Genomic DNA, 22,973 nt, shown 5'->3' with positions numbered 1-22,973 from the left:
AAAAATATAAAAGGATCTGGCTATCGAATCTGTGGGTTATTTCGACTATATCTAATCTTTGGTGGTGTATATCGTAGTCATAACACTGTAAAGGGAGCATATAGATGAGCATGTCCGACGATAGCCAGAACGCATCAACTGCCGGTAAGTGTCCTTTCCATCAGGGCGGGCCGGATCACAGCGCGGGAGCAGGAAGAAGTAACCGCGACTGGTGGCCTAATCAACTCCGCGTTGATCTTTTGAACCAACATTCCAATCGTTCGAACCCGCTGGGTGAGGACTTCGACTACCGCAAAGAATTTAGCAAACTTGACTATTCTGCCCTGAAAGGGGATCTCAGAGCCCTTCTGTCCGAATCTCAACCGTGGTGGCCTGCTGACTGGGGCTCTTATGCCGGTTTGTTTATCCGTATGGCATGGCACGGGGCAGGGACCTATCGTTCCATCGATGGACGCGGTGGCGCGGGTCGCGGACAACAGCGTTTTGCACCACTGAACTCCTGGCCGGACAACGTCAGCCTGGATAAAGCGCGTCGTCTGCTGTGGCCAATCAAGCAGAAATATGGCCAGAAAATCTCCTGGGCCGACCTGTTTATCCTCGCGGGCAACGTGGCGCTGGAAAACTCCGGCTTCCGTACCTTCGGTTTTGGCGCGGGTCGTGAAGATGTCTGGGAACCGGATCTCGACGTAAACTGGGGTGATGAAAAAGCCTGGCTGACCCACCGTCACCCGGAAGAACTGGCAAAAGCGCCGCTGGGCGCAACCGAAATGGGTCTTATCTATGTGAACCCGGAAGGGCCGGATCATAGCGGCGAACCGCTTTCTGCGGCCGCGGCGATTCGCGCGACCTTCGGTAACATGGGAATGAACGACGAAGAAACCGTGGCGCTGATTGGCGGCGGTCATACGTTAGGTAAAACCCACGGCGCAGCAGCAGCTTCCCACGTTGGGGCCGATCCTGAATCCGCGCCGATTGAAGCGCAAGGCTTAGGCTGGGCCAGCAGCTATGGTAGTGGCGCGGGTGCAGACGCGATTACTTCCGGCCTGGAAGTGGTCTGGACGCAAACGCCGACCCAGTGGAGCAACTATTTCTTCGAGAACCTGTTCAAATATGAGTGGGTCCAGACTCGCAGTCCGGCAGGCGCTATCCAGTTCGAAGCGGTGGATGCGCCGGAGATTATCCCCGATCCGTTTGATCCTGAGAAAAAACGCAAGCCGACGATGCTGGTCACCGACCTGACGCTGCGTTTCGATCCTGAGTTCGAAAAGATCTCTCGTCGTTTCCTTAACGATCCGCAGGCGTTCAACGAAGCCTTTGCCCGTGCGTGGTTTAAACTGACGCACCGCGATATGGGGCCGAAAGCGCGTTACATCGGACCGGAAGTGCCAAAAGAAGATCTGATTTGGCAAGATCCGCTGCCGCATGCGTTCTTCAACCCAAGCGAAGAAGATATTCTTAACCTGAAGGCGACCATTGCGGCTTCCGGGCTGTCAGTAGGCGAGCTGGTTTCGGTGGCATGGGCTTCTGCATCAACCTTCCGTGGTGGGGATAAACGTGGCGGCGCGAATGGCGCTCGTCTGGCGCTCGACCCGCAGCGTGGTTGGGATGTGAATGCTACCGCAGCACGCGTACTGCCCGTGTTAGAGGGTATCTATAAATCAGCCCATACCGCGTCGTTGGCCGATATTATCGTGCTGGCTGGCGTCGTAGGCGTGGAGCAGGCCGCAAGCGCTGCGGGTGTCAGCATCAATGTTCCTTTTGCGCCGGGCCGCGTGGATGCGCGTCAGGATCAAACGGATATTGAGATGTTTGAACTGCTCAAGCCAATTGCGGACGGCTTCCGTAACTATCGTTCTCGCCCTGACGTATCAACCACTGAGTCACTGCTGATCGATAAAGCACAGCAGCTGACGCTAACCGCACCGGAAATGACCGTGCTGGTGGGTGGTATGCGCGTACTGGGCACCAACTTCGATGGTAGTCAGCACGGCGTCTTTACCGATCGTCCTGGCGTACTCAGCACTGACTTCTTCGTCAATTTGCTGGATATGCGTTACGAATGGAAAGCGGTTGATGAGTCACAAGAGCTGTTTGAAGGTCGTGACCGTCTGAGCGGCGAAGTAAAATACACCGCAACTCGCGCCGATCTGGTGTTTGGTTCTAACTCTGTACTGCGTGCAGTGGCTGAAGTTTATGCCTGCAGCGATGCGCACGAGAAGTTCGTGAAGGACTTTGTGGCGGCATGGGTGAAAGTGATGAACCTGGATCGTTTCGATCTGCTGTAAACAAAAACGCCGGATGGCGCTTGCGCGTATCCAGCATGGTATGAATAAAAAATCCCCGCAATTGCGGGGATTTTTTATTGGCAGGTTATTCCCACTCTTGCAGATAACGCTGCCCATACTGGTCAGCGACCAGCAATGCGGCATACACCTGATCCGGCGTTGCGCCGCCAGGCATGTTGTGGATGGTTTCGCCTTCAGCACAGGCAGCTTCTGCCACAATGCGCATTTTCGCCGGGATATCCTGTTTGATGTCCAGTTGCGCCAGAGTAATCGGTAGTCCAACGGAATGACACAGCGCCGCCACGGTTTCGATTTCATCGACCGGCGCGTTTTCCAGCACCAATTGCGTCAGCGTACCAAACGCCACTTTTTCGCCGTGGTAGTAATGATGCGCATCCGGGATCGCCGTCAGGCCGTTATGAATGGCGTGAGCCGCTGCCAGACCACCGCTTTCAAAACCGACGCCGCTCAGATAGGTATTGGCCTCAATAACGCGCTCCAGCGCAGGCGTAACCACGTGCTGCTCGGCTGCCAGCATCGCTTTTTCACCTTCTTCTATCAACGTATTAAAGCACAGTTCAGCCAGAGCCAGCGCCGCCTGGGTGCACTGACCACCCGCCATGGTGGTTGCGCCGCTGCGTGAACAAGCGCGTGCTTCGAACCATGTCGCCAGCGCATCGCCGATGCCTGCGGCTAACAGACGCGCTGGTGCGCCCGCGACTATTTTAGTATCCACAATGACCCTGTCCGGGTTGTTCGGCAGTAGCAGATAGCGATCGAATTCACCCGCATCGGTGTAAATGACGGACAGCGCGCTGCACGGTGCATCGGTAGAGGCGATGGTTGGCGTAATGGCGACAGGCACGCCCATAAAGTGCGCCAGCGCTTTGGCGGTATCCAGCGTTTTCCCGCCGCCAATACCGAGTACTGCGCCACACTGCGCTTTTTCCGCCACGCCGCGCAAACGGTCGATTTCGTTTTGCGAACATTCGCCGCCAAAAGGCGCGATCTCCAGCGCCAGTCCGGCATCCTGGAAGCTTTTTTCCAGTGCGGACTGTGCGAAGCCTAAGACAAACTTGTCCCCAACAACCAGCCAGCGTGCTGCCAGTGGTTTGAGGTAGCTGCCAAGACGGGTAATAACATCGGCACCCTGGATGTACTTACCAGGTGATTGAATAATGCGATCCATACTTTATTTCCCTCACAGGTTGATGTGACCAAATGCGTTGTTCCAGTCCTGCTCAAACTTCTCTATTGCTGACTCTACCGCAGGGGTATTGAGCATTTGTTGCGCTACGTCTAAGGGCAGGGTAATTGCTTCACATCCTGCCAGTAAGCAATCGAGCGCCTGACGCGGGGTTTTAAAGCTGGCCGCCAGTACCATGCTGTTTGGCGCATGTAGCTCCAGTAGCGTTTGCAGTTCCTGTACTGTGCGGATCCCGTCGCCGCCCTGAGCGTCAATGCGGTTAACGTATGGCGCGATATATTTTGCGCCAGCCAGCGCGGCCAGTAGACCTTGCGAAGCACTGTACACGGCGGTTCCCAGGGTGGTGATACCCTCTCTTTTCAGTAACCTGATGGCGGCCAGACCTTCAGCAGTGACGGGGATTTTCACTACGATACCCGGTACGGCATTGCTCAGACGTTTGGCTTCTTCCACCATCCCCTGCGCGTCGCGGCTCATGGTTTGGGCAAAAAGAATGCCCTCTTCGCCAATGGCGTTTTGCAGGCGCGGCAGCACATCCCAGATGGATTCTTTGCTTGCCGCCACAATGCTTGGGTTAGTGGTTACGCCAGCGATAGGAAAGATGCGGGCCAGACGTTCGACTTCCGCGACGTTGGCGGTATCAAGGTAAAGTTCCATACAAAACATCCTCTTAATTTTGCGTGAGCAGCCCGTTGCCGGAATGCGTTGTTGTGCACAGGATAAGAGTGTTTCGCCGCATGGCGCTATCTGACAAATCTGCCAAAAGCTGGATAAATGTAATGTATCGACAAAAGTGAGACTTACTTCACATGTCAGTATCAGGCGGGTTTTATTAAGGTGATGTGGGTTATGAGTTCATTTCTTATATTACAAAAATCCAGTTAATATTATTTTTGTCTTCTTTATTGCTGATGGATCGCTTTCTCCGTCAACTGGCTGTGATATTGCCGACGATATTCTGAGGGGGAACGTTCGGTATTCTTGCGAAACAGGCGGCAGAAGTAGTTGCTGTCAACAAACCCACAGGTGTGCGCCACGTCTTTGATCTTCAGCTCGTAACCCTTCAGTAGCGTCTTCGCGTGTTCAAGCCGCGTGTGGTTCAGGTATTCGTTAAAACCGATTGCGCCCGTTTTTTGAAACAGGTGGGAGAGGTAATTGGGCGAGATGTAGAACGCTTGCGCCACCGATTCCCGGGTCAGCGGTGAAGCGTAGCGTTCGTCAATATAGTCGCGAATGGCTTCGAACAGCGCCTGACTGCGCGACGCGGTCTGTATTTGGCTGCCGAGCAGATCGCGACAGTGGCTCAGCAAGCTCGCGACGATTAGCCTGGCCGTTTGCTGCTCCTGCGGCTGCATCTGTATTTCATCAAGCGTTTGCAGCAGGAAAGAGCCAATACGCGGTCCACGCCGTGCGACATGCTGCCTGGCGAGGTTTTGATATTGCTTGCCGTCCCACTGAACGACGTTGAAACCCAACTGCTGCTTGCTGAACAGAATGCTGAGCGTGGTGACCGGTGTGAGCCATTGCGGAAAGTTCCAGCCGCCGGCCGGAACGAACAGGACATCGCCAGGTAGTAACGTCGCGACTGCGCCGGTAATACCCTGATCGGTGAGATCCCCTTCCAGCACAATCTCCAGCCGGGGAAAATCAACCTGATATGCCAGTTCCGGCGTTGAGCTACTGGTGCTGGCAAAGTAAATCTGGCGCAGCGGTGTAGGGCCGTTAATCAGGCGGGCGAGAAGATGGCTGATGTCGTGATACATGTTAATCCCTTGCAGGCAGCAGACAGGGAGAACAGTAACCGCCATCATAAAAAAAGGCCACTCTTAAAGAGTGGCCTTTGTAGGATTATTGATTACCGATTTGATCGCCGTAAGGCAAGGTATCGTAATCAATCAGGGCATTCTTCTTGTATGGATTGCCAATCCAGCGAGTCGTCTCTTTAAACTGTGGGCTGGTAATGGAACGCGTTGGATCGAAGCCATCGTAAGTGAAGCCCGCTAAATCAGACCAGGTATGGATTAGCTCTGAGCTGCTGTATTTACGATTCACATCCTGTGAGAAATCCCGAGGGTGCGCGGCCTGCCATTTTTCCGAGGTCCACAATAAGAACGGCACCGTATACATATGGCGTGTCGGATTGTCTTCATTACGGCCCTGCGTTTTATGCGGCGGCGTGTCGTACACCTCTTCACCGTGATCGGAGAAGTACAACAGGAAACCGTTCGGATCGGTCACTTTGTAGTCTTTGATCAGGCTGGCAATGATGTGGTCATTGTAGACATTCGCGCTGTCGTAATCGTTGTAGGCTTCCAGCTCATCATTACCCAGGCCAGGAGGAACATTGTCGATATTGTTGTCGAACTTGCCCTGACCATCCGGATAACGGAATTTATACTTAATATGGGTACCCAGCAGGTGAACGATGATGAATTTTTTCGGCGCCGGGTCGGCCAGGACTTCTTTAAATGGCGCCAGCACATTGCTGTCATACTCGCGTGCGCTTTGCGTACGCTGCTGGTTCATATAGAACTGCTTATCTGTCTGCTTAGAGAATACCGTCAGCATGGTGTTGCGGGCAGTCATTGTCTGCTGATTGGTGATCCAGAAGGTTTTATAACCCGCCTGTTTCATCATGTTCATCAGGGATGGCTGGGTCAGATACAGATCCGGGTTCTTCTCGTTGGCAAAGGTCAGCGCCTGCTGCAGGATTTCAATGGTATACGGACGTGAGGTCACGACATTATTGAAAACGGTGAAGTTAGGATCGGTTTTATGCAGCGCATCCAGTTCCGGTGTGGTTTCACGCGGGTAACCATACAGGCTCATACGACCACGCTGCGTTGACTCACCAATCACCAGCACTAATGTGCGTGGCGCGTCACCGGAATGGTCTTTAAAGTTGGCCAGCGGAGGCAGGGCATTGTTTTCATTCAGCAGGCTATTCAGTGCGGTTAACTGCTGGCGATACTGATAATACCCGGAGATAAATTGCCATGGCGCGGCGGGCTCCATACGCGAAGCGAGACCATCCAACGTTTTTTCAAACGGTTTATGTTTGATGAACGTGTTAACCGCCATTGGGTGCAGAATCAAGCCATATAACAGCGCAAACGACACCAGATAGCGCCAGGGCGATGGAATATGAACAGGGCGCAGACGCGTCCACAGCAGAATCGCCATTGCCGTATACGCCAGCGCGATTAACACAATCTTCAGACTGAAATATTGGCTCAGATATTCGCTGGCTTCGTTCGCATTGGTTTCGAACATTACGTACAGAACGCTTTGCGAGAACTCTTGCCCGTAGATGACGTAATAGCTCAGAGCGGCCAACGAGGCAGCCCATAGCATGACACCAATAACGGCAGCAATAATACGGATACGGTTTGGAAATAAAAATACCGGAATCAACCACAGCGAACTGAATAGCAAGGAGTCGCGTAAACCGGTAGATCCGCTGTAGCCGCTAAAGTAGATAACGGCCTGCAGTAATGAGGAAAAAAACCAAAAATAGAGGAGCGCCCAACCCAGGGCTTTCCAGCTAAATGCAGGTTTAGACTGGGGTTGTAAGGATTGCATAGTGTGAGCCTGTCTTTAATCGTGTCGCCAAGAGTAGCGGGTAAATATTAAGAGGAACTGAAGCGTCGCGATGTTAAAAAACGCGTTTTGTTGATGATCCATTCATTAAATGAATAAATTCAGGCGGGAATATATTGAAAATGAAGCTGTTATAACAGCGATTTTTGATGTCGCCTTCGCGCAATAGCACGAAGGCGACGGGAGGGGGACGTTAGCCTGTATTGCGCATACCGGCAGCAACACCTGCGATGGTTACCATCAGCGCTTGTTCAACGCGTGGATCTGGCGCATTGCCTTGCTCTTCCGCCAGGCGCGAGCGGTGTAACAGCTCTGCCTGTAAAACGTTCAGCGGATCGGTATAAACATTCCTTAACTGGATGGACTCGGCAATCCACGGCAGGTCGGCCATCAAATGTGAGTCATTGGCAATCGCCAGCACGACGTCGATATCTGCTTCCAGGCGCTGACGCAGTTCTTCGCCGAGCGGCCACAACTCTTTTTTGACCAGACGTTGATCGTAGTATTCAGCCAGCCACAGGTCTGCTTTAGCGAAAACCATTTCCAGCATGCCAAGGCGTGTGGAGAAGAATGGCCAGTCGCGGCACATTGCTTCGAGTTCGCTTTGCTTACCGTCTTCCACCACTTTTTGCAGCGCGGTGCCTGCCCCCAGCCATGCCGGGAGCATCAGGCGGTTCTGCGTCCAGGCAAAGATCCATGGAATGGCGCGCAGAGACTCTACCCCACCAGTCGGGCGGCGTTTTGCCGGACGTGAGCCGAGCGGCAATTTACCCAGTTCCTGCTCTGGGGTTGCGGAGCGGAAGTAAGGGACGAAGTCTTTGTTTTCACGTACATATCCACGGTAGAGCTCACACGAGATATCAGAAAGCTCATCCATGATATGGCGCCAGTTATCCTTCGGCTCTGGCGGCGGTAACAGGTTGGCCTCAAGGATGGCTGCGGTATATAGCGACAGGCTGCTGATGGTCACTTCCGGCAGGCCATACTTAAAGCGGATCATCTCACCTTGTTCCGTCACGCGCAGGCCACCTTTCAGGCTGCCAGGCGGTTGAGAAAGCAGTGCGGCATGCGCAGGCGCGCCGCCGCGGCCAATGGAACCACCGCGGCCATGGAACAGCGTCAGCTCGATGCCGGCTTTTTCACACGTTTTGATCAGCGCGTCCTGAGCCTGATATTGCGCCCAGGAGGCCGCCATCACCCCCGCGTCTTTTGCGGAGTCAGAGTAGCCAATCATGACCATCTGTTTGCCCTGAATAAAGCCGCGGTACCAGTCAATATTCAAGAGCTGGGACATGACGTCATCAGCATTGTTGAGGTCGTCCAATGTTTCAAACAGCGGCGCAACCGGCATAGCAAAACCGATCCCGGCTTCTTTCAGCAGCAGATGTACGGCCAATACATCGGACGGCGTTTTCGCCATAGAGATAACATAGGCGGCAATGGAGCCATACGGAGCTTCGGCAATGACGCGGCAGGTGTCGAGCACTTCGCGGGTGTCATTGCTTGGTTCCCAGTTACGTGGCAGAAGCGGACGCTTGGAGTTCAGTTCGCGGATCAAGAAAGCCTGTTTATCCGCTTCTGACCAGTTTTCGTAGTCGCCAATGCCCAGATACCGGGTCAGTTCGCCCAGCGCTTCAGTGTGGCGGGTGCTTTCCTGACGAATATCAATACGTACCAGCGGCACGCCGAAACATTTCACGCGGCGCAAGGTGTCGAGCAGTTCGCCATTGGCGATGATGCCCATGCCACAGGCTTGCAGAGACTGGTAACACGCGTACAGCGGATCCCAGAGCTGTTCGTTTTGGGTGAGAAGGCCGGCAGGTTTCGGTAATTTCTCGCCTTTCAGGCGGGCTTCCAGCCAGGCTTGAGTTGCCATCAGACGTGAACGCAGGGTTTTCATCAGATAACGGTATGGTTCTGCTGCGCCTTCTTCGCCGACCAGCGCCAGCAGTTCCGGCGTGGCATCCACCATCGACAGTTCAGAGATCAGAAACTGAATGTCTTTCAGGAACAGGTCGGTGGCTTTCCAACGGCTGAGCAATAGCACGTGACGGGTGATATCCGCCGTCACGTTCGGGTTGCCGTCACGGTCGCCGCCCATCCAGGAGGTAAAGCGAACCGGAACAAAATCAACGGGCAGCTTATAACCCAGATTCTCTTCTAACTGTTCGTTCAGTTCGCGCAGATAGTTCGGCACGCCTTCCCACAGGCTGTTTTCGACCACGGCGAAGCCCCATTTGGCTTCATCAACCGGGCTTGGGCGTATCTTGCGGATCTCATCCGTATGCCACGACTGGGCAATCAACTGGCGCAGACGGCGCATCAGTTGATGGCGTTCATAATCGACGAGATCTTTGTTATCAAGCTGTTTGAGACAGGCGTTTACTTCACCCATTTTATGGATCAACGTACGACGGGTGATTTCTGTCGGGTGGGCAGTCAGAACCAGCTCCAGGGAGAGTGACTCCACGGCTTTTTTGATGGTGGCTTCATCGAGATTGGGCTGGTCTTTCAATTTACGCAGAGTGCGAGCAATCACTTCCGGGTTGCTGGCTGCTTCGCCTTTGGGCGAAATGCTGTGGTATTGCTCGGCGGTGTTGGCCAGGTTCAGGAACTGGCTAAACGCACGGGCAACCGGCAGCAGTTCGTCGTTAGACAGGTTTTGCAGCGTCGTAAGTAGCTCCTGGCGATTGACTTCATTGCCAGCGCGGGATGATTTGGACAGCTTACGGATTGTTTCTACGCGATCAAGAATGTGCTCTCCCAGCGCATCCTTAATGGTCTCTCCCAGCACTTTGCCGAGCATACTGACATTACTACGCAACGCGGAATATTGTTCGTTCATATTTACCCAGACACCCCATCTCTTTTGTAAATGTCCTGTATCTTTCGCGCCGCCGTCAACACTGCTGCAACGTGAAATTTTTCGGACTTAATTTTTTTGCCGTCTTTTATAAAGCCACGTAAAACTCGTGACGTCAATTGCTGCGAAATCGGTTCAGCAAACGAAAAAATGGCGGGAATTTACGTTATTTAATTCACATCGAATCAAATAAGCTGTGCTTATGAAAATGTTAATAAATGACCTTGCTCACCGCGAAGGATGAGCAAGGTTATAAACGATTAATGCCAGCAGAAATGATGCACAACCTGGGTGATCAATTCGCGAGTTGGCTTAATAAAACGTGTTTCCAGGTATTCATCTGGCTGATGTGCCTGATTAATGGAGCCTGGGCCCAACACCAGCGTCGGGCAAAGCGTCTGGATAAACGGCGCTTCAGTGCAGTAGTTCACCACTTCCGTTTGCGCTCCCAGCAGTTTTTCGACGACTTCAACCAACTGATGGTCTGGCGGACACTCATAGCCAGGAATAGGCGGATGCAGTTCCGACACCGTCAGGCGACCCGGCCAACGCTCGCTGACAGGGGCCAGCGCATCGTTAAGTAAGCCATTAAGATCGTTGAGCGTCATGCCGGGCAGCGGGCGAATATCCATATGCAGCTCGCAGCAGGCGCAGATTCGGTTGGCGGCGTCGCCACCGTGGATATGACCCAAATTTAACGTCGGGTACGGAACGGTAAAAGCGTCATGGTGATAGCGTTCTTTCAGGTCATCGCGCAGAGTCATGATATGGCCGATAGCATCATGCATGAGTTCAATCGCATTGACGCCACGCGCTGGATCGCTTGAGTGACCCGACTGCCCCAAAATGCGAATTGCATTAGAGATATGCCCTTTGTGCGCACGCACCGGCTGCAGGGAGGTGGGTTCGCCAATGATCGCACAGTCCGGGCGCAGAGCGGTGGTTTCAGAAAAGTAGCGCGCCCCCGCCATGCTGGTCTCTTCGTCGGCAGTGGCCAAAATGTAGAGGGGCTTTTTCAGCTTCGCTACGTCGACGTCGCGCAGCGCGTCGAGGATAAACGCGAAGAAGCCTTTCATATCTGCCGTACCCAGGCCGTAGAGCTTATTGTCATGCTCTGTCAGGGTGAACGGATCGCGCGTCCAGCGTCCGTCGTCAAACGGCACGGTATCGGTATGACCCGCTAACAACAGACCGCCAGCCCCTTGTCCAATGCTCGCCAGCATATTGAATTTATTGCGCGTATCGGGGACCGGCTGAACCTCTACATTGAAGCCTAAATCTTTGAACCAGCCCGCCAGCAGAGTGATTAAACCTGCATTGCTTTGATCCAGTGCTTCTTCGGTGGCGCTAATCGATGGCGTGGCAATCAGAGCGCGGTAAATCTCGATAAATGGCGGTAAATTGTTTTTCATTGTTGACACACCTCGGGTCATGATAGTATCAATATTCATGCAGTATTTATGAATAAAAATACATTAACGTTGAGCGTAATAAAACCCACCAAGTGTAAGGTGAGGTGATAAAGGCTTATACCTGGCAACAGAATCTAAGAAGGTGAGCTGCCCCGATGTTGAATACGCTGATTGTGGGCGCCAGCGGCTATGCCGGCGCAGAGCTTGTGACCTATGTAAATCGCCATCCTGATATGAACATAACCGCTTTGACCGTCTCAGCGCAAAGCAATGATGCAGGAAAACTCATCTCCGATTTGCATCCGCAGTTGAAAGGCATTGTCGATTTACCGTTGCAGCCAATGTCGGATATCAGCGAGTTTAGCGCAGGGGTGGACATTGTGTTCCTCGCCACAGCGCATGAGGTCAGTCATGACCTGGCCCCGCAGTTTCTGCAGGCCGGATGTGTGGTGTTTGATCTTTCAGGCGCGTTTCGTGTTAACGATAGCGCGTTCTATGAAAAATATTATGGCTTTACCCATCAGCACCCCGAACTGCTGGAGCAGGCGGTGTACGGTCTGGCGGAGTGGAGCGCAGAGCAACTGAAAGAAGCGAATCTGGTTGCCGTACCGGGTTGTTATCCGACGGCGGCGCAGTTGTCGCTGAAACCACTGATTGACGGCGGACTGCTGGATCTCAGCCAGTGGCCGGTGATTAATGCGACCAGCGGCGTCAGTGGGGCAGGCCGTAAAGCGGCTATCTCGAACAGCTTTTGCGAAGTGAGCCTGCAGCCCTATGGCGTGTTTACCCATCGTCATCAGCCGGAAATCGCAACTCACCTCGGCGCGGAAGTGATCTTCACTCCGCATCTGGGGAACTTCCCGCGCGGAATTCTGGAAACGATCACCTGCCGTCTGAAAGCGGGCGTAACCCATGCGCAGGTGGCCCAGACACTGCAACAAGCCTATGGCGATAAACCACTGGTACGTCTGTACGACAAAGGCGTTCCGGCTCTGAAGAATGTGGTGGGCTTACCGTTTTGTGATATCGGGTTTGCCGTGCAGGGAGAGCATCTGATCGTGGTGGCGACCGAAGATAACTTATTAAAAGGCGCGGCGGCACAGGCGATGCAGTGCGCAAATATCCGTTTCGGCTTTGCTGAAACGCAGTCTCTTATTTAAGGGTGCAACAATGAATCCATTAATTATCAAGCTGGGCGGCGTTTTACTGGATAGCGAAGAGGCGCTGGAGCGACTGTTTACCGCACTGGTGAATTATCGTGAGTCGCATCAGCGTCCGCTGATTATTGTGCACGGCGGCGGCTGCGTGGTTGATGAGCTAATGAAGCAGTTGAATCTGCCGGTCAAAAAGAAAAACGGCCTGCGCGTCACTCCTGCCGATCAGATAGATATTATCACTGGCGCCCTGGCGGGTACGGCGAATAAAACCTTACTGGCCTGGGCGAAAAAACATCAAATCGCCTCTGTGGGCCTGTATCTTGGCGATGGCGACAGCGTAAAAGTGACGCCGCTCGATAAAGAGCTGGGTCATGTTGGACTCGCGCAACCGGGTTCGCCTAAGCTAATTAACACGCTGCTGGCAAGCGGTTTTCTGCCGGTGGTCAGCTCCATCGGCGTCACTGAAGATGGACTGCTGATGAACGTTAACGCCGATCAGGCGGCAACAGCGCTGGCGGCAACGTTGGGGGCGGATCTGATCCTGCTCTCAGACGTGAGCGGTATTCTGGATGGTAAAGGTCAGCGTATTGCCGAAATGACCGCCGCGAAAGCGGAGCAGTTGATCGACCAGGGAATTATTACCGATGGCATGATCGTGAAGGTCAATGCGGCGCTGGATGCCGCGCGCACGCTGGGCCGCCCGGTGGATATCGCCTCCTGGCGTCATGCAGAGCAACTCCCGGCGTTGTTTAACGGCACACCGATCGGTACCCGTATTCTGGCTTAAGTATTTGTATGCCCGATGGCGGCTACGCCTTATCGGGCCTACGTGAACAGAACCTGCAGGCCGGATAAGCGTAGCGCCATCCGGCATTGAAATTAAAAGAATTTAAGGAAGCATGTTATGGCACTTTGGGGTGGGCGTTTTACACAGGCAGCAGATCAGCGGTTCAAACAGTTCAACGACTCGTTGCGTTTTGACTACCGCCTGGCAGAACAGGATATTGTCGGCTCTGTGGCCTGGTCCAAAGCGTTGGTAACGGTCGGCGTACTGACTGCTGATGAACAGCTGCAACTGGAAGAGGCGCTGAACACGCTGCTGGAAGAGGTGCGTGCCAACCCGCAACAGATCCTGCAAAGCGATGCCGAAGATATTCACAGTTGGGTGGAAGGTAAGCTGATTGATAAAGTCGGCCAGCTTGGTAAAAAACTGCATACCGGGCGTAGCCGTAATGATCAGGTCGCGACCGACCTTAAACTGTGGTGTAAAGACATGGTTATTGAATTACTCTCTGCCAACCGTCAGTTGCAAAGTGCGCTGGTGGTGACGGCGGAGAATAACCAGGACGCCGTTATGCCGGGTTACACCCACCTGCAACGTGCGCAGCCGGTGACGTTTGCTCACTGGTGCCTGGCTTATGTCGAAATGCTGGCGCGTGATGAGAGCCGTCTGCAGGATGCGCTTAAGCGTCTGGATGTCAGTCCTCTGGGCTGCGGCGCGCTGGCGGGTACGGCATATGAAATCGATCGCGAACAACTGGCCGGCTGGCTGGGCTTTGCTTCGGCAACGCGCAACAGTCTGGACAGCGTTTCCGATCGTGACCACGTGCTGGAGTTACTCTCCGACGCTTCTATCGGCATGGTGCACTTGTCGCGTTTTGCTGAAGACCTGATTTTCTTTAATACCGGTGAAGCAGGCTTTGTCGAGCTGTCCGATCGAGTGACCTCTGGTTCATCCCTGATGCCGCAGAAGAAAAACCCGGATGCGCTGGAATTAATCCGTGGTAAATGCGGTCGCGTGCAGGGTGCGTTGACCGGGATGATGATGACCTTAAAAGGTCTACCGCTGGCGTATAACAAAGATATGCAGGAAGACAAAGAAGGGCTGTTCGATGCGCTCGACACCTGGCTGGATTGTCTGCATATGGCCGCGCTGGTGCTGGATGGCATTCAGGTGAAACGTCCGCGTTGTCAGGAAGCGGCGCAGCAGGGTTATGCCAACGCCACTGAGTTGGCGGATTATCTGGTAGCGAAAGGCGTGCCGTTCCGCGAAGCGCACCACATTGTGGGTGAAACGGTGGTTGAGGCGATTCGCCAGGGCAAACCGCTGGAATCGTTGTCGCTGACCGACTTACAGAAGTTCAGTTCGGTCATTGGCGATGACGTTTACCCGATCCTTTCTCTACAATCGTGTCTGGACAAACGTGCGGCGAAAGGCGGCGTGTCGCCACAGCAGGTCGCACAGGCGATTGATTACGCGAAGGCGCGTCTGGCGTAACTTTTGTCTTTGTAGGTCTGATAAGCATAGCGCCATCAGGCAAACAGTGATCAGAGCCTGGCATCTCGCCGGGCTTTTTTATGCAAAAAAAATGCGGACGCAAGGTCCGCAAAAGTTCACGTTGGCTTTAGTTATTTCGAGTATGAGAGAAACTCTCTAAACGGACAGTAGCTTCAAGGGTTAAAGGGGTACCGTTCCGTTTCTGTGGTGCATTATTAAACAGAATGCTTGATAGGGATAATCGTTCGTTGCTATGCTACCTATCGCTACGAACTATCGTGGCGATGGAGGATGAATAATGAATATTCGTGATCTTGAATACCTGGTGGCGCTTGCCGAACATCGTCACTTCCGACGGGCGGCAGACTCCTGCCACGTGAGCCAGCCAACGCTGAGCGGGCAGATCCGTAAGCTTGAAGATGAGCTGGGCGTCATGTTGCTGGAGCGTACGAGTCGCAAGGTGCTGTTCACTCAGGCAGGTCTGCTGCTGGTGGATCAGGCGCGCACCGTGCTGCGCGAGGTCAAAGTGCTCAAGGAGATGGCAAGCCAACAAGGCGAGACGATGTCTGGCCCGCTGCATATTGGTTTGATCCCAACGGTGGGGCCATACCTGCTGCCGCATATTATTCCTATGTTGCACCAGACCTTCCCAAAACTGGAAATGTATCTGCATGAGGCGCAGACGCATCAACTATTGGCGCAACTGGATAGCGGTAAGCTCGACTGCGTGATTCTGGCGTTGGTGAAAGAGAGTGAGGCATTCATCGAAGTACCGTTATTTGATGAGCCTATGATGCTGGCGATCTATGAAGATCATCCATGGGCAAACCGTGACTGTGTACCGATGTCCGATCTGGCGGGTGAAAAACTGCTGATGCTGGAAGACGGCCATTGCCTGCGCGATCAGGCCATGGGCTTCTGCTTTGAAGCAGGTGCTGATGAAGATACCCATTTCCGGGCAACCAGTCTGGAAACGCTGCGCAATATGGTGGCGGCAGGTAGCGGTATTACGTTACTGCCTGCGCTGGCTGTTCCGTCGGAGCGCAAGCGTGATGGTGTTGTCTATCTGCCATGCATTAAGCCAGAACCGCGCCGCACGATTGGCCTGGTGTATCGTCCAGGTTCGCCGCTGCGCAGCCGTTATGAACAGCTGGCAGAGGCCATCCGTGGATCAATGGATGGCCATTTCGACAGCGCGTTAAAACAGGCGGTTTAAGCCATTTAGCGCCGCTACCCGATAGGCTTCCGCCATGGTTGGGTAGTTAAAGGTGGTGTTAACGAAGTACTCAATGGTGTTACCACCACCTTTTTGCTCCATTATCGCCTGACCGATGTGAATAATTTCGGCCGCGCGTTCCCCAAAGCAGTGGATCCCCAGAATCTCTTTGGTTTCGCGATGGAACAGAATCTTCAACGTGCCGACACTCATGCCCACGATTTGCGCACGTGCCAGATGTTTAAACTGGGCGCGGCCAACTTCGTATGGGACTTTCATCGCCGTAAGCTGCTGCTCGGTTTTACCAACGGAGCTGATTTCAGGAATGGTATAAATCCCGGTTGGGATATCTTCGATCAGATGCGCGGTGGCTTCGCCTTTCACCAGTGCCTGGGCGGCAATGCGTCCCTGATCGTAGGCCGCCGATGCCAGACTCGGATAGCCGATCACATCCCCTACGGCATACACGTGCGGCAGTGCCGTCTGGTACATGCTATTCACTTTGAGCTGCCCACGGCTGTCGGTTTTCAGGCCAATATTTTCCAGCGCCAGCGAATCGGTATTACCGGTGCGGCCATTGGCGTACAGCAGACAGTCAGCCTTCAGTTTTTTACCGGATTTCAGGTGCATGATGACGCCGTCATCGCAACCTTCAATCTTCTCGTACTCTTCGTTGTGGCGAATAACCACACCGCTGTTCCAGAAGTGGTAAGAGAGCGAGTCGGACATCTCTTGATCAAGGAACGCCAGCAGACGATCGCGGGTGTTGATTAAATCAACTTTGACGTCCATTCCACGGAAGATCGACGCATATTCACAGCCAATAACCCCTGCGCCATAAATCAGAACGTGGCGAGGTTCGTGGTGCAGACTCAGGATGGAGTCGCTGTCATAAATCCGGGGATGCGAAAAGTCGACGTCAACAGGGCGATAAGGGCGTGAACCGCAGGCGATCACGAACTTATCCGCGGTCAGCGTTTCCACCGTGCCGTCGTGGCATTCCAGGGCGATAGTGTGTTCGTCAACAAAACGGGCATTTCCCTGCAAAATCTCGCAGTGATTACGCTCGTAAAAACCTTGCCGCATGCGCGTTTGCTGATTAATCACGTTATCAGCATGGTTGAGAATATCGGCGAAGGAAGAACGGAGAAGTCGGGAATGGTCGCTGTAAAGTGGGTTCTGATTGAATTCAATAATACGGCTGACGGCGTGGCGGAGTGCTTTCGACGGGATGGTGCCCCAGTGGGTACAGCCTCCGCCGACGTTATGATAGCGCTCAATCACCGCGACGCGCGCTCCCTGTTTAACCAGACCCATTGCAGCGCCTTCGCCGCCGGGACCGGAACCTATTACTATTGCATCGTAATCGTAGGAATGTGACATGGTCAGGCTTACCTGTTCTTATACATAAAAGCAACAGAATAGTAACATCGTTGTCAGGATAACCCAATTATCGTTGTGCTTTTTTGCGAAGTCGAAGCACAAACTGCGCGTAAACAATCATTAACAAAGCCATGCCAACCGCCTAATCTCTGGTATAGTGCCAGCAAGGTATGTGGAAGGATTCAGACATCGTGATGGGCGTTAGAGCGCAACAAAAAGAGAAAACCCGGCGTTCGCTGGTAGAGGCTGCATTTAGTCAACTCAGTGCTGAGCGTAGTTTTGCCAGTCTCAGTTTACGAGAAGTTGCTCGTGAAGCGGGCATTGCGCCAACCTCGTTTTATCGCCATTTCCGCGATGTGGATGAGCTCGGGCTGACGATGGTGGACGAAAGTGGTCTGATGCTGCGTCAGTTGATGCGTCAGGCGCGTCAGCGTATCGCCAAAGGTGGGAGTGTGATCCGTACCTCGGTCTCAACATTTATGGAATTCATCGGCAACAATCCCAACGCCTTCCGTTTATTATTGCGCGAGCGTTCGGGAACCTCCGCAGCGTTTCGTGCAGCGGTCGCACGTGAAATTCAGCACTTCATTGCGGAACTTGCGGACTATCTGGAACTCGAAAACCATATGCCCCGTGCGTTTACTGAAGCGCAGGCCGAAGCCATGGTAACGATTGTGTTCAGCGCCGGGGCAGAAGCACTGGATGTTGGCGCTGAACAGCGTCGACAGCTGGAAGAGCGGCTGGTATTGCAACTACGCATGATTGCGAAAGGCGCATTTTATTGGTACCGCCGTGAACAAGAGAAGATGACGCACCACTCCGAGTAACGAGAAGGACGAGCAATGAAACAGTCAGGTCAAGATAAAGGTACGCTGCTGCTGGCGCTGGTTGCTGGCTTATCGATCAATGGCACATTTGCGGCGCTGTTTAGCTCCATTGTGCCATTCTCAGTATTCCCGATTATTTCGCTGGTGCTGACGGTTTATTGTCTGCATCAACGCTATCAGAACCGCACCATGCCTGTGGGGCTACCAGGCCTGGCCGCCGCCTGTTTTATTCTCGGTGTTCTGTTGTACAGCACCGTGGTACGCGCTGAATATCCGGATATTGGTTCTAACTTCTTCCCGGCGGTACTGTCGGTGATTCTGGTGTTCTGGATCGGCGTTAAAGTGCGTAACCGTAAGCAGGAAATTGCGGAATAATATTTGTAGGCCGGGCAAGCCCGGCCAGGACATCACTTACTTCGCGGTCAGTAACACGCCACACTCCATATGGTACGTATACGGGAACTGATCGAACAGAGCCAGACGTGAAACATTGTGCGTCTGGCTTAACGTTTCCAGATTCTTACACAGCGTCTCCGGGTTGCAGGAGATGTACAGAATACGCGGATACGCCTGCACCATTTTCTCCGTTTCGCTGTCCAGACCGCTACGCGGTGGGTCAACGAAAATGGTTTCACACTGGTAGCTCTTCAGATCGATCCCCTGCAAACGGTTGAACTCGCGAACCCCATTCATCGCCTGAGTAAACTCTTCTGCCGCCATGCGGATAATTTGTACGTTATCAATATGGTTAGCCGCAATGTTGTACTGGGCAGCCGCCACGGATGGTTTGGCGATTTCAGTCGCCAGCACGCGGTTGAAATTTTGCGCCAGCGCTAATGAGAAGTTGCCATTACCGCAGTACAGCTCAAGCAGGTCGCCCTGGGAATCTTTGGTGACATCAATCGCCCATTCCAGCATCTGAATATTCATCGCGGCATTGGGCTGGGTGAAGCTGTTCTCAACCTGGCGGTAGATGATCTCTTTACCTGCGACCGGCAAGCGTTCGTCAATATAGTCCTGGTCCAGCTCGATTTTGGTTTTGGTAGCCCGGCCAATCAGATGCACGTTCAGGTTTTGCGCACGCAGCGCGTCCCGTAGCGCTTCGGCTTCATGACGCCATTCGTCATCCAGCTTTTTATGGTACAGCATCGAGACGACCGCTTGATCGCTCAGGGTGGTGAGGTAATCAATCTGGAACAGTTTGTGGCGCAGGACACGGTTGTTGCGTACCCCTTCAATCATTGCCGTCATCAGCGTGTTGATAAGCTCGCTGGCCGCCGGGAAACTGTCGACGCGAATACGGCTTTTCGTCTGTTGATCGAACATGATGTGGTACAGGTCATCACCGTCATGCCACAGCCGGAATTCGGCACGCATACGGTAGTGACTGACCGGTGAGCGAAACACTTCCGGAGCCTGTGCATAAAACGGTGTCATTAAGCTCTGCAGACGCACCACTTTTTCAGCTAACTGCGCGTCGTACTGTTCTGTCGGAAGATGTTCGGGGGTCATGATGCGTCCTGAAAAATAAAAGTACGCGGGGATTGTAGGGATTGCTCAACAGATGTCCAGTCATTGATGATTTCCGATATTGTGATACACAGTCTGGACAGTGGGTTGTAACAAACTGTAGCATCCGTTTTCCGGTCCTGTGAGTTAAAAGGGAATCCAGTGTGAATCTGGAGCTGACGCGCAGCGGTAAGGAAGGTAGGAGATGAGCGCACCTGGTGCAGACACTGCGGCTTGCCGTGGGAAGTCATCGTCTCTTTAAGTCGCCTCCAAGCCCGAAGACCTGCCGGCTAACGTCGCATCTGGTTTTCATCATCGCGTACTATCGGTGGGACCTGCGGCATCCTTCTTATATTGTGGATGCTTTACAATGATTAAAAAATCGTTGCTGTGGACGGCGCTTTCCGTCACGGCATTTTCTGGTTGGGCACAGGATGCTAGCCCAGATACTCTCGTCGTCACTGCCAACCGTTTTCAGCAGCCTCGTAGCGCAGTACTTGCTCCTATCACCGTTGTTACGCGTCAGGATATCGACCGCTGGCAATCTACCTCCGTGAATGATGTGCTTCGTCGCTTGCCAGGCGTGGATATCGCCCAATACGGTGGTATGGGACAAAATTCGTCTATTTCTATTCGCGGCACCAACGCCAGCCATGTTCTGGTGCTGATTGATGGTGTGCGTCTGAACCTGGCAGGGGTTAGCGGCGCAGCCGATCTTAGCCAGTTCCCGGTATCGTTGGTACAACGTATTGAGTACATTCGTGGGCCGCGTTCGGCTATTTATGGTTCTGATGCGATCGGCGGCGTGGTGAATATCATTACGACGCGCGAAAAGCCGGGGACGGAACTGACCGCTGGCGTGGGAAGCAATGGCTACCAGAATTACGATGTCTCAACCCAACAACAGTTAGGTGAAAATACGCGTGTCACGTTGATGGGCGATTATGCCTATACCAAAGGCTTTGATGTCGTGGCTTACGGTAGTACTGGCTCTCAGGCTCAACCCGACAAAGACGGCTTCTTAAGTAAGACGCTATATGGCGCGCTGGAACACAATTTCTCTGACACCTGGAGCGGGTTTGTTCGCGGCTACGGCTATGATAACCGCACGAATTACGATTCGTACTATTCTCCGAACTCACCACTGGTCGATACCCGAAAACTCTATAGCCAAAGCTGGGATGCCGGACTGCGCTTCAATGGTGAAATTATCCAGTCACAGCTGGTTTCCAGCTATAGCCACAGTAAAGACTACAACTATGATCCGGATTATGGCCGCTATAACTCCTCGGCCACGCTGGATGAGATGAAGCAATATAATGTTCAGTGGTCGAACAGTATGGTGGTTGGCCACGGTAATGTGGGCGCGGGCGTCGACTGGCAAAAGCAAACTACGGAGCCTGGCACCGCGTATGTCACGGACGGTTACGACCAGCGTAACACTGGCCTCTATCTCACCGGGTTGCAGCAACTGGGTGACTTTACCTTTGAAGGTGCGGCGCGCAGTGATGATAACTCCGAGTTTGGTCGCCATGGTACATGGCAAACCAGCGCCGGATGGGAGTTTATTGAAGGTTATCGCTTTATTGCCTCCTACGGTACTTCCTACAAAGCACCAAATCTCGGGCAGTTGCATGGCTATTACGGCAATTCGAATCTGGATCCTGAAGAGAGTAAGCAGTGGGAAGGGGCGTTTGAAGGGCTGACGGCGGATGTGAACTGGCGTTTGTCAGGATATCGCAACGATATCGATAACATGATCGATTACGACCCACATACCGAGAAATACTTTAACGAAGGCAAAGTACGTATTAAAGGTGTCGAAGCGACAGCAAACTTTGATACCGGGCCGCTGGCGCACACCCTGAGCTACGATTACGTTGATGCACGAAATGCGATTACCGATAAACCACTGGCGCGTCGTTCTAAACAGCAGGTGAAGTACCAGCTTGACTGGCAGGTTTACGATTTTGACTGGGGCCTGACCTATCATTATCTGGGAACGCGTTATGACACGGACTTCGTCACCAATCAGCCGGTAAAAATGGGGGGAGTGAGCCTGTGGGATCTGACAGTGGCATATCCAATCACCTCACAGCTGACTGTTCGTGGTAAAATCGCCAACCTGTTCGATAAAGATTACGAGACAGTTTATGGCTACGCAACTGCAGGGCGGGAATACACCTTGTCTGGCAGCTACACCTTCTGATCCACGTCCCACCGTGCTGGTGTTTGATTCCGGCGTCGGTGGGTTGTCGGTCTACAATGAGATCCGCAGTCTCCTGCCGGATCTCCACTATATATACGCTTTTGATAACGTCGCCTTTCCTTATGGTGAGAAGAGCGAGGAATTTATCGTCGAGCGTGTTGTTGAGATTGTGACTGCGGTCCAGCAGCGCTATCCACTCTCTCTTGCGGTCATCGCGTGTAATACCGCAAGCACTGTGTCGCTTCCTGCATTACGTGCGAAATTTGCCTTCCCGGTTGTAGGCGTCGTTCCTGCTATTAAACCGGCGGCGCGACTCACGGCGAATGGCGTTGTGGGACTGCTGGCTACACGTGCGACGGTGAAGCGGTCGTATACCCATGAGTTGATTGCGCGGTTTGCTAACGAATGTCAGATTGCGATGTTGGGGTCTGCCGAGCTGGTAGAACTGGCGGAAGCGAAGCTGCACGGCGAAACGGTCTCTCTGGAGGAGTTGCGCCGCATTCTACGTCCGTGGCTGCGGATGTCGGAACCACCCGACACGGTGGTGCTGGGCTGCACTCATTTCCCTCTATTACAGGAAGAACTTTTACAGGTCCTGCCCGAGGGGACGCGACTGGTGGATTCGGGGGCCGCGATTGCGCGTCGCACGGCCTGGTTATTAGAACATGAAGCGCCCGACGCGAAATCAACCGATGAGAATGTCGCATTCTGTATGGCGATGACGACAGAAGCCGAACAATTATTGCCCGTGCTGCAACGTTATGGCTTCAAAACGCTCGAAAAACTGGCGGTTTAATCGGTTTTGATGAAAAAATGCGCACTCGGAAGATTATTTTGAATTTCCCCTTGTCAGCCTGAAATAACTCCCTATAATGCGCCTCCACTGACACGGAACAACGGATTACACGCCGCCGGGTCAGCGGGGTTCCAGTGAGAATCCCGGAGAGAAAAGCAAAAATAAATGCTTGACTCTGAATGAGGAAAACGTAATATACGGGACCTCGCGACAGAGCGCCAAAGCGCGTCG

General features: G+C 53.3%; 17 protein-coding genes and 1 riboswitch. Of the genes, 9 read left to right on the top strand and 8 right to left on the bottom strand.

From position 1 onward, the window contains the following. Nucleotides 1-104: 104 nt before the first annotated feature. A complete protein-coding gene (katG, locus tag FDX09_RS08935) occupies nucleotides 105-2,285 on the top strand; it encodes a catalase/peroxidase HPI (protein WP_042313364.1) in 2,181 nt (726 codons plus the stop codon). Nucleotides 2,286-2,370: 85 nt separating this feature from the next. Here katG and FDX09_RS08930 read toward each other — a convergent pair whose 3' ends face one another. The 6 genes from FDX09_RS08930 to argE form a co-directional block, all read right to left on the bottom strand. After that, nucleotides 2,371-3,474 carry a glycerol dehydrogenase gene (locus FDX09_RS08930; RefSeq protein ID WP_137347076.1) on the bottom strand — a complete coding sequence of 368 codons (1,104 nt, stop codon included), beginning with the start codon at nucleotides 3,472-3,474 and terminating at the stop codon, nucleotides 2,371-2,373. Nucleotides 3,475-3,486: 12 nt separating this feature from the next. Next, complete coding sequence (gene fsa / locus FDX09_RS08925) at nucleotides 3,487-4,149, bottom strand: fructose-6-phosphate aldolase (RefSeq protein WP_085653175.1); 663 nt, start codon at nucleotides 4,147-4,149, stop codon at nucleotides 3,487-3,489. A 245-nt stretch (nucleotides 4,150-4,394) separates the two neighbouring features. Continuing rightward, nucleotides 4,395-5,255 carry an AraC family transcriptional regulator gene (locus FDX09_RS08920; RefSeq protein ID WP_137347075.1) on the bottom strand — a complete coding sequence of 287 codons (861 nt, stop codon included), beginning with the start codon at nucleotides 5,253-5,255 and terminating at the stop codon, nucleotides 4,395-4,397. An 85-nt stretch (nucleotides 5,256-5,340) separates the two neighbouring features. Beyond that, the gene (locus FDX09_RS08910) at nucleotides 5,341-7,074 is read right to left on the bottom strand and encodes a phosphoethanolamine transferase CptA (RefSeq protein ID WP_137347074.1); all 1,734 of its coding nucleotides are present in this window, start codon (nucleotides 7,072-7,074) and stop codon (nucleotides 5,341-5,343) included. 211 nt (nucleotides 7,075-7,285) lie between these two features. Then, a complete protein-coding gene (gene ppc / locus FDX09_RS08905; protein WP_042313352.1) occupies nucleotides 7,286-9,937 on the bottom strand; it encodes a phosphoenolpyruvate carboxylase in 2,652 nt (883 codons plus the stop codon). Nucleotides 9,938-10,215: 278 nt separating this feature from the next. After that, nucleotides 10,216-11,367: an acetylornithine deacetylase gene (argE, locus tag FDX09_RS08900; RefSeq protein ID WP_038636066.1), complete on the bottom strand. Its 1,152-nt coding sequence runs from the start codon at nucleotides 11,365-11,367 to the stop codon at nucleotides 10,216-10,218. Nucleotides 11,368-11,522: 155 nt separating this feature from the next. On the opposite strand from argE, the gene argC reads away from it, so the two are divergent. The 4 genes from argC to oxyR all read left to right on the top strand — a co-directional run bounded on the left by argC (nucleotide 11,523) and on the right by oxyR (nucleotide 16,018). Continuing rightward, the gene (gene argC, locus FDX09_RS08895; RefSeq protein WP_085049753.1) at nucleotides 11,523-12,527 is read left to right on the top strand and encodes an N-acetyl-gamma-glutamyl-phosphate reductase; all 1,005 of its coding nucleotides are present in this window, start codon (nucleotides 11,523-11,525) and stop codon (nucleotides 12,525-12,527) included. A 10-nt stretch (nucleotides 12,528-12,537) separates the two neighbouring features. After that, entirely contained in the window at nucleotides 12,538-13,311 is a 774-nt protein-coding gene (argB, locus tag FDX09_RS08890) for an acetylglutamate kinase (RefSeq protein WP_038636072.1), read from the top strand. A gap of 117 nt (nucleotides 13,312-13,428) precedes the next feature. Further along, nucleotides 13,429-14,802 (top strand): argininosuccinate lyase, encoded by a 1,374-nt coding sequence (gene argH / locus FDX09_RS08885; protein WP_137347073.1) that lies wholly within the window; start codon nucleotides 13,429-13,431, stop codon nucleotides 14,800-14,802. A gap of 298 nt (nucleotides 14,803-15,100) precedes the next feature. Then, entirely contained in the window at nucleotides 15,101-16,018 is a 918-nt protein-coding gene (gene oxyR, locus FDX09_RS08880) for a DNA-binding transcriptional regulator OxyR (protein WP_038636079.1), read from the top strand. Here oxyR and sthA read toward each other — a convergent pair. Then, a complete protein-coding gene (sthA, locus tag FDX09_RS08875; RefSeq protein ID WP_032940238.1) occupies nucleotides 16,001-17,401 on the bottom strand; it encodes a Si-specific NAD(P)(+) transhydrogenase in 1,401 nt (466 codons plus the stop codon). The two genes, oxyR and sthA, sit on opposite strands and share 18 nt — an antisense overlap. Before the next feature lie 191 nt (nucleotides 17,402-17,592). On the opposite strand from sthA, the gene fabR reads away from it, so the two are divergent. Both fabR and FDX09_RS08865 read left to right on the top strand, forming a co-directional pair. Next, on the top strand, nucleotides 17,593-18,228 hold the full coding sequence (fabR, locus tag FDX09_RS08870; protein WP_003028862.1) for an HTH-type transcriptional repressor FabR: 636 nt from the start codon (nucleotides 17,593-17,595) through the stop codon (nucleotides 18,226-18,228). A gap of 15 nt (nucleotides 18,229-18,243) precedes the next feature. Next, a complete protein-coding gene (locus FDX09_RS08865) occupies nucleotides 18,244-18,603 on the top strand; it encodes a YijD family membrane protein (protein WP_038636082.1) in 360 nt (119 codons plus the stop codon). Between the two features lie 36 nt (nucleotides 18,604-18,639). On the opposite strand, the gene trmA is transcribed toward FDX09_RS08865, so the two are convergent. Then, nucleotides 18,640-19,740, bottom strand: a complete 1,101-nt coding sequence (gene trmA / locus FDX09_RS08860; protein ID WP_137347072.1) for a tRNA (uridine(54)-C5)-methyltransferase TrmA — start codon at nucleotides 19,738-19,740, stop codon at nucleotides 18,640-18,642. Nucleotides 19,741-19,855: 115 nt separating this feature from the next. Continuing rightward, nucleotides 19,856-20,043: riboswitch (cobalamin riboswitch) on the top strand. A 64-nt stretch (nucleotides 20,044-20,107) separates the two neighbouring features. Between trmA and btuB the strand changes: the two genes are divergently transcribed. Next, nucleotides 20,108-21,946 carry a TonB-dependent vitamin B12 receptor BtuB gene (gene btuB / locus FDX09_RS08855; RefSeq protein WP_137347071.1) on the top strand — a complete coding sequence of 613 codons (1,839 nt, stop codon included), beginning with the start codon at nucleotides 20,108-20,110 and terminating at the stop codon, nucleotides 21,944-21,946. After that, complete coding sequence (gene murI, locus FDX09_RS08850) at nucleotides 21,891-22,742, top strand: glutamate racemase (RefSeq protein ID WP_038636091.1); 852 nt, start codon at nucleotides 21,891-21,893, stop codon at nucleotides 22,740-22,742. Before btuB ends, murI begins: the two co-directional genes overlap by 56 nt. The last annotated feature ends 231 nt before the right edge of the window (nucleotides 22,743-22,973 follow it).

The organism is Citrobacter sp. wls717 (genome assembly GCF_005280955.1).
GTDB lineage: Bacteria > Pseudomonadota > Gammaproteobacteria > Enterobacterales > Enterobacteriaceae > Citrobacter > Citrobacter werkmanii.
The sequence above is the reverse complement of the archived record's forward strand: the minus strand, read 5'-3'. Positions and strand labels throughout refer to the sequence as shown.

Bases quoted from the DNA above. Each gene is read 5' to 3' on its own strand.
- argE (WP_038636066.1), bottom strand. From the start codon at position 11,367: ATGAAAAACAATTTACCGCCATTTATCGAGATTTACCGCGCTCTGATT.
- btuB (WP_137347071.1), top strand. From the start codon at position 20,108: ATGATTAAAAAATCGTTGCTGTGGACGGCGCTTTCCGTCACGGCATTT.
- FDX09_RS08865 (WP_038636082.1), top strand. From the start codon at position 18,244: ATGAAACAGTCAGGTCAAGATAAAGGTACGCTGCTGCTGGCGCTGGTT.
- sthA (WP_032940238.1), bottom strand. From the start codon at position 17,401: ATGTCACATTCCTACGATTACGATGCAATAGTAATAGGTTCCGGTCCC.
- argB (WP_038636072.1), top strand. From the start codon at position 12,538: ATGAATCCATTAATTATCAAGCTGGGCGGCGTTTTACTGGATAGCGAA.
- oxyR (WP_038636079.1), top strand. From the start codon at position 15,101: ATGAATATTCGTGATCTTGAATACCTGGTGGCGCTTGCCGAACATCGT.
- argC (WP_085049753.1), top strand. From the start codon at position 11,523: ATGTTGAATACGCTGATTGTGGGCGCCAGCGGCTATGCCGGCGCAGAG.
- argH (WP_137347073.1), top strand. From the start codon at position 13,429: ATGGCACTTTGGGGTGGGCGTTTTACACAGGCAGCAGATCAGCGGTTC.
- FDX09_RS08910 (WP_137347074.1), bottom strand. From the start codon at position 7,074: ATGCAATCCTTACAACCCCAGTCTAAACCTGCATTTAGCTGGAAAGCC.
- katG (WP_042313364.1), top strand. From the start codon at position 105: ATGAGCATGTCCGACGATAGCCAGAACGCATCAACTGCCGGTAAGTGT.
- ppc (WP_042313352.1), bottom strand. From the start codon at position 9,937: ATGAACGAACAATATTCCGCGTTGCGTAGTAATGTCAGTATGCTCGGC.
- FDX09_RS08920 (WP_137347075.1), bottom strand. From the start codon at position 5,255: ATGTATCACGACATCAGCCATCTTCTCGCCCGCCTGATTAACGGCCCT.
- fsa (WP_085653175.1), bottom strand. From the start codon at position 4,149: ATGGAACTTTACCTTGATACCGCCAACGTCGCGGAAGTCGAACGTCTG.
- murI (WP_038636091.1), top strand. From the start codon at position 21,891: ATGGCTACGCAACTGCAGGGCGGGAATACACCTTGTCTGGCAGCTACA.
- trmA (WP_137347072.1), bottom strand. From the start codon at position 19,740: ATGACCCCCGAACATCTTCCGACAGAACAGTACGACGCGCAGTTAGCT.
- FDX09_RS08930 (WP_137347076.1), bottom strand. From the start codon at position 3,474: ATGGATCGCATTATTCAATCACCTGGTAAGTACATCCAGGGTGCCGAT.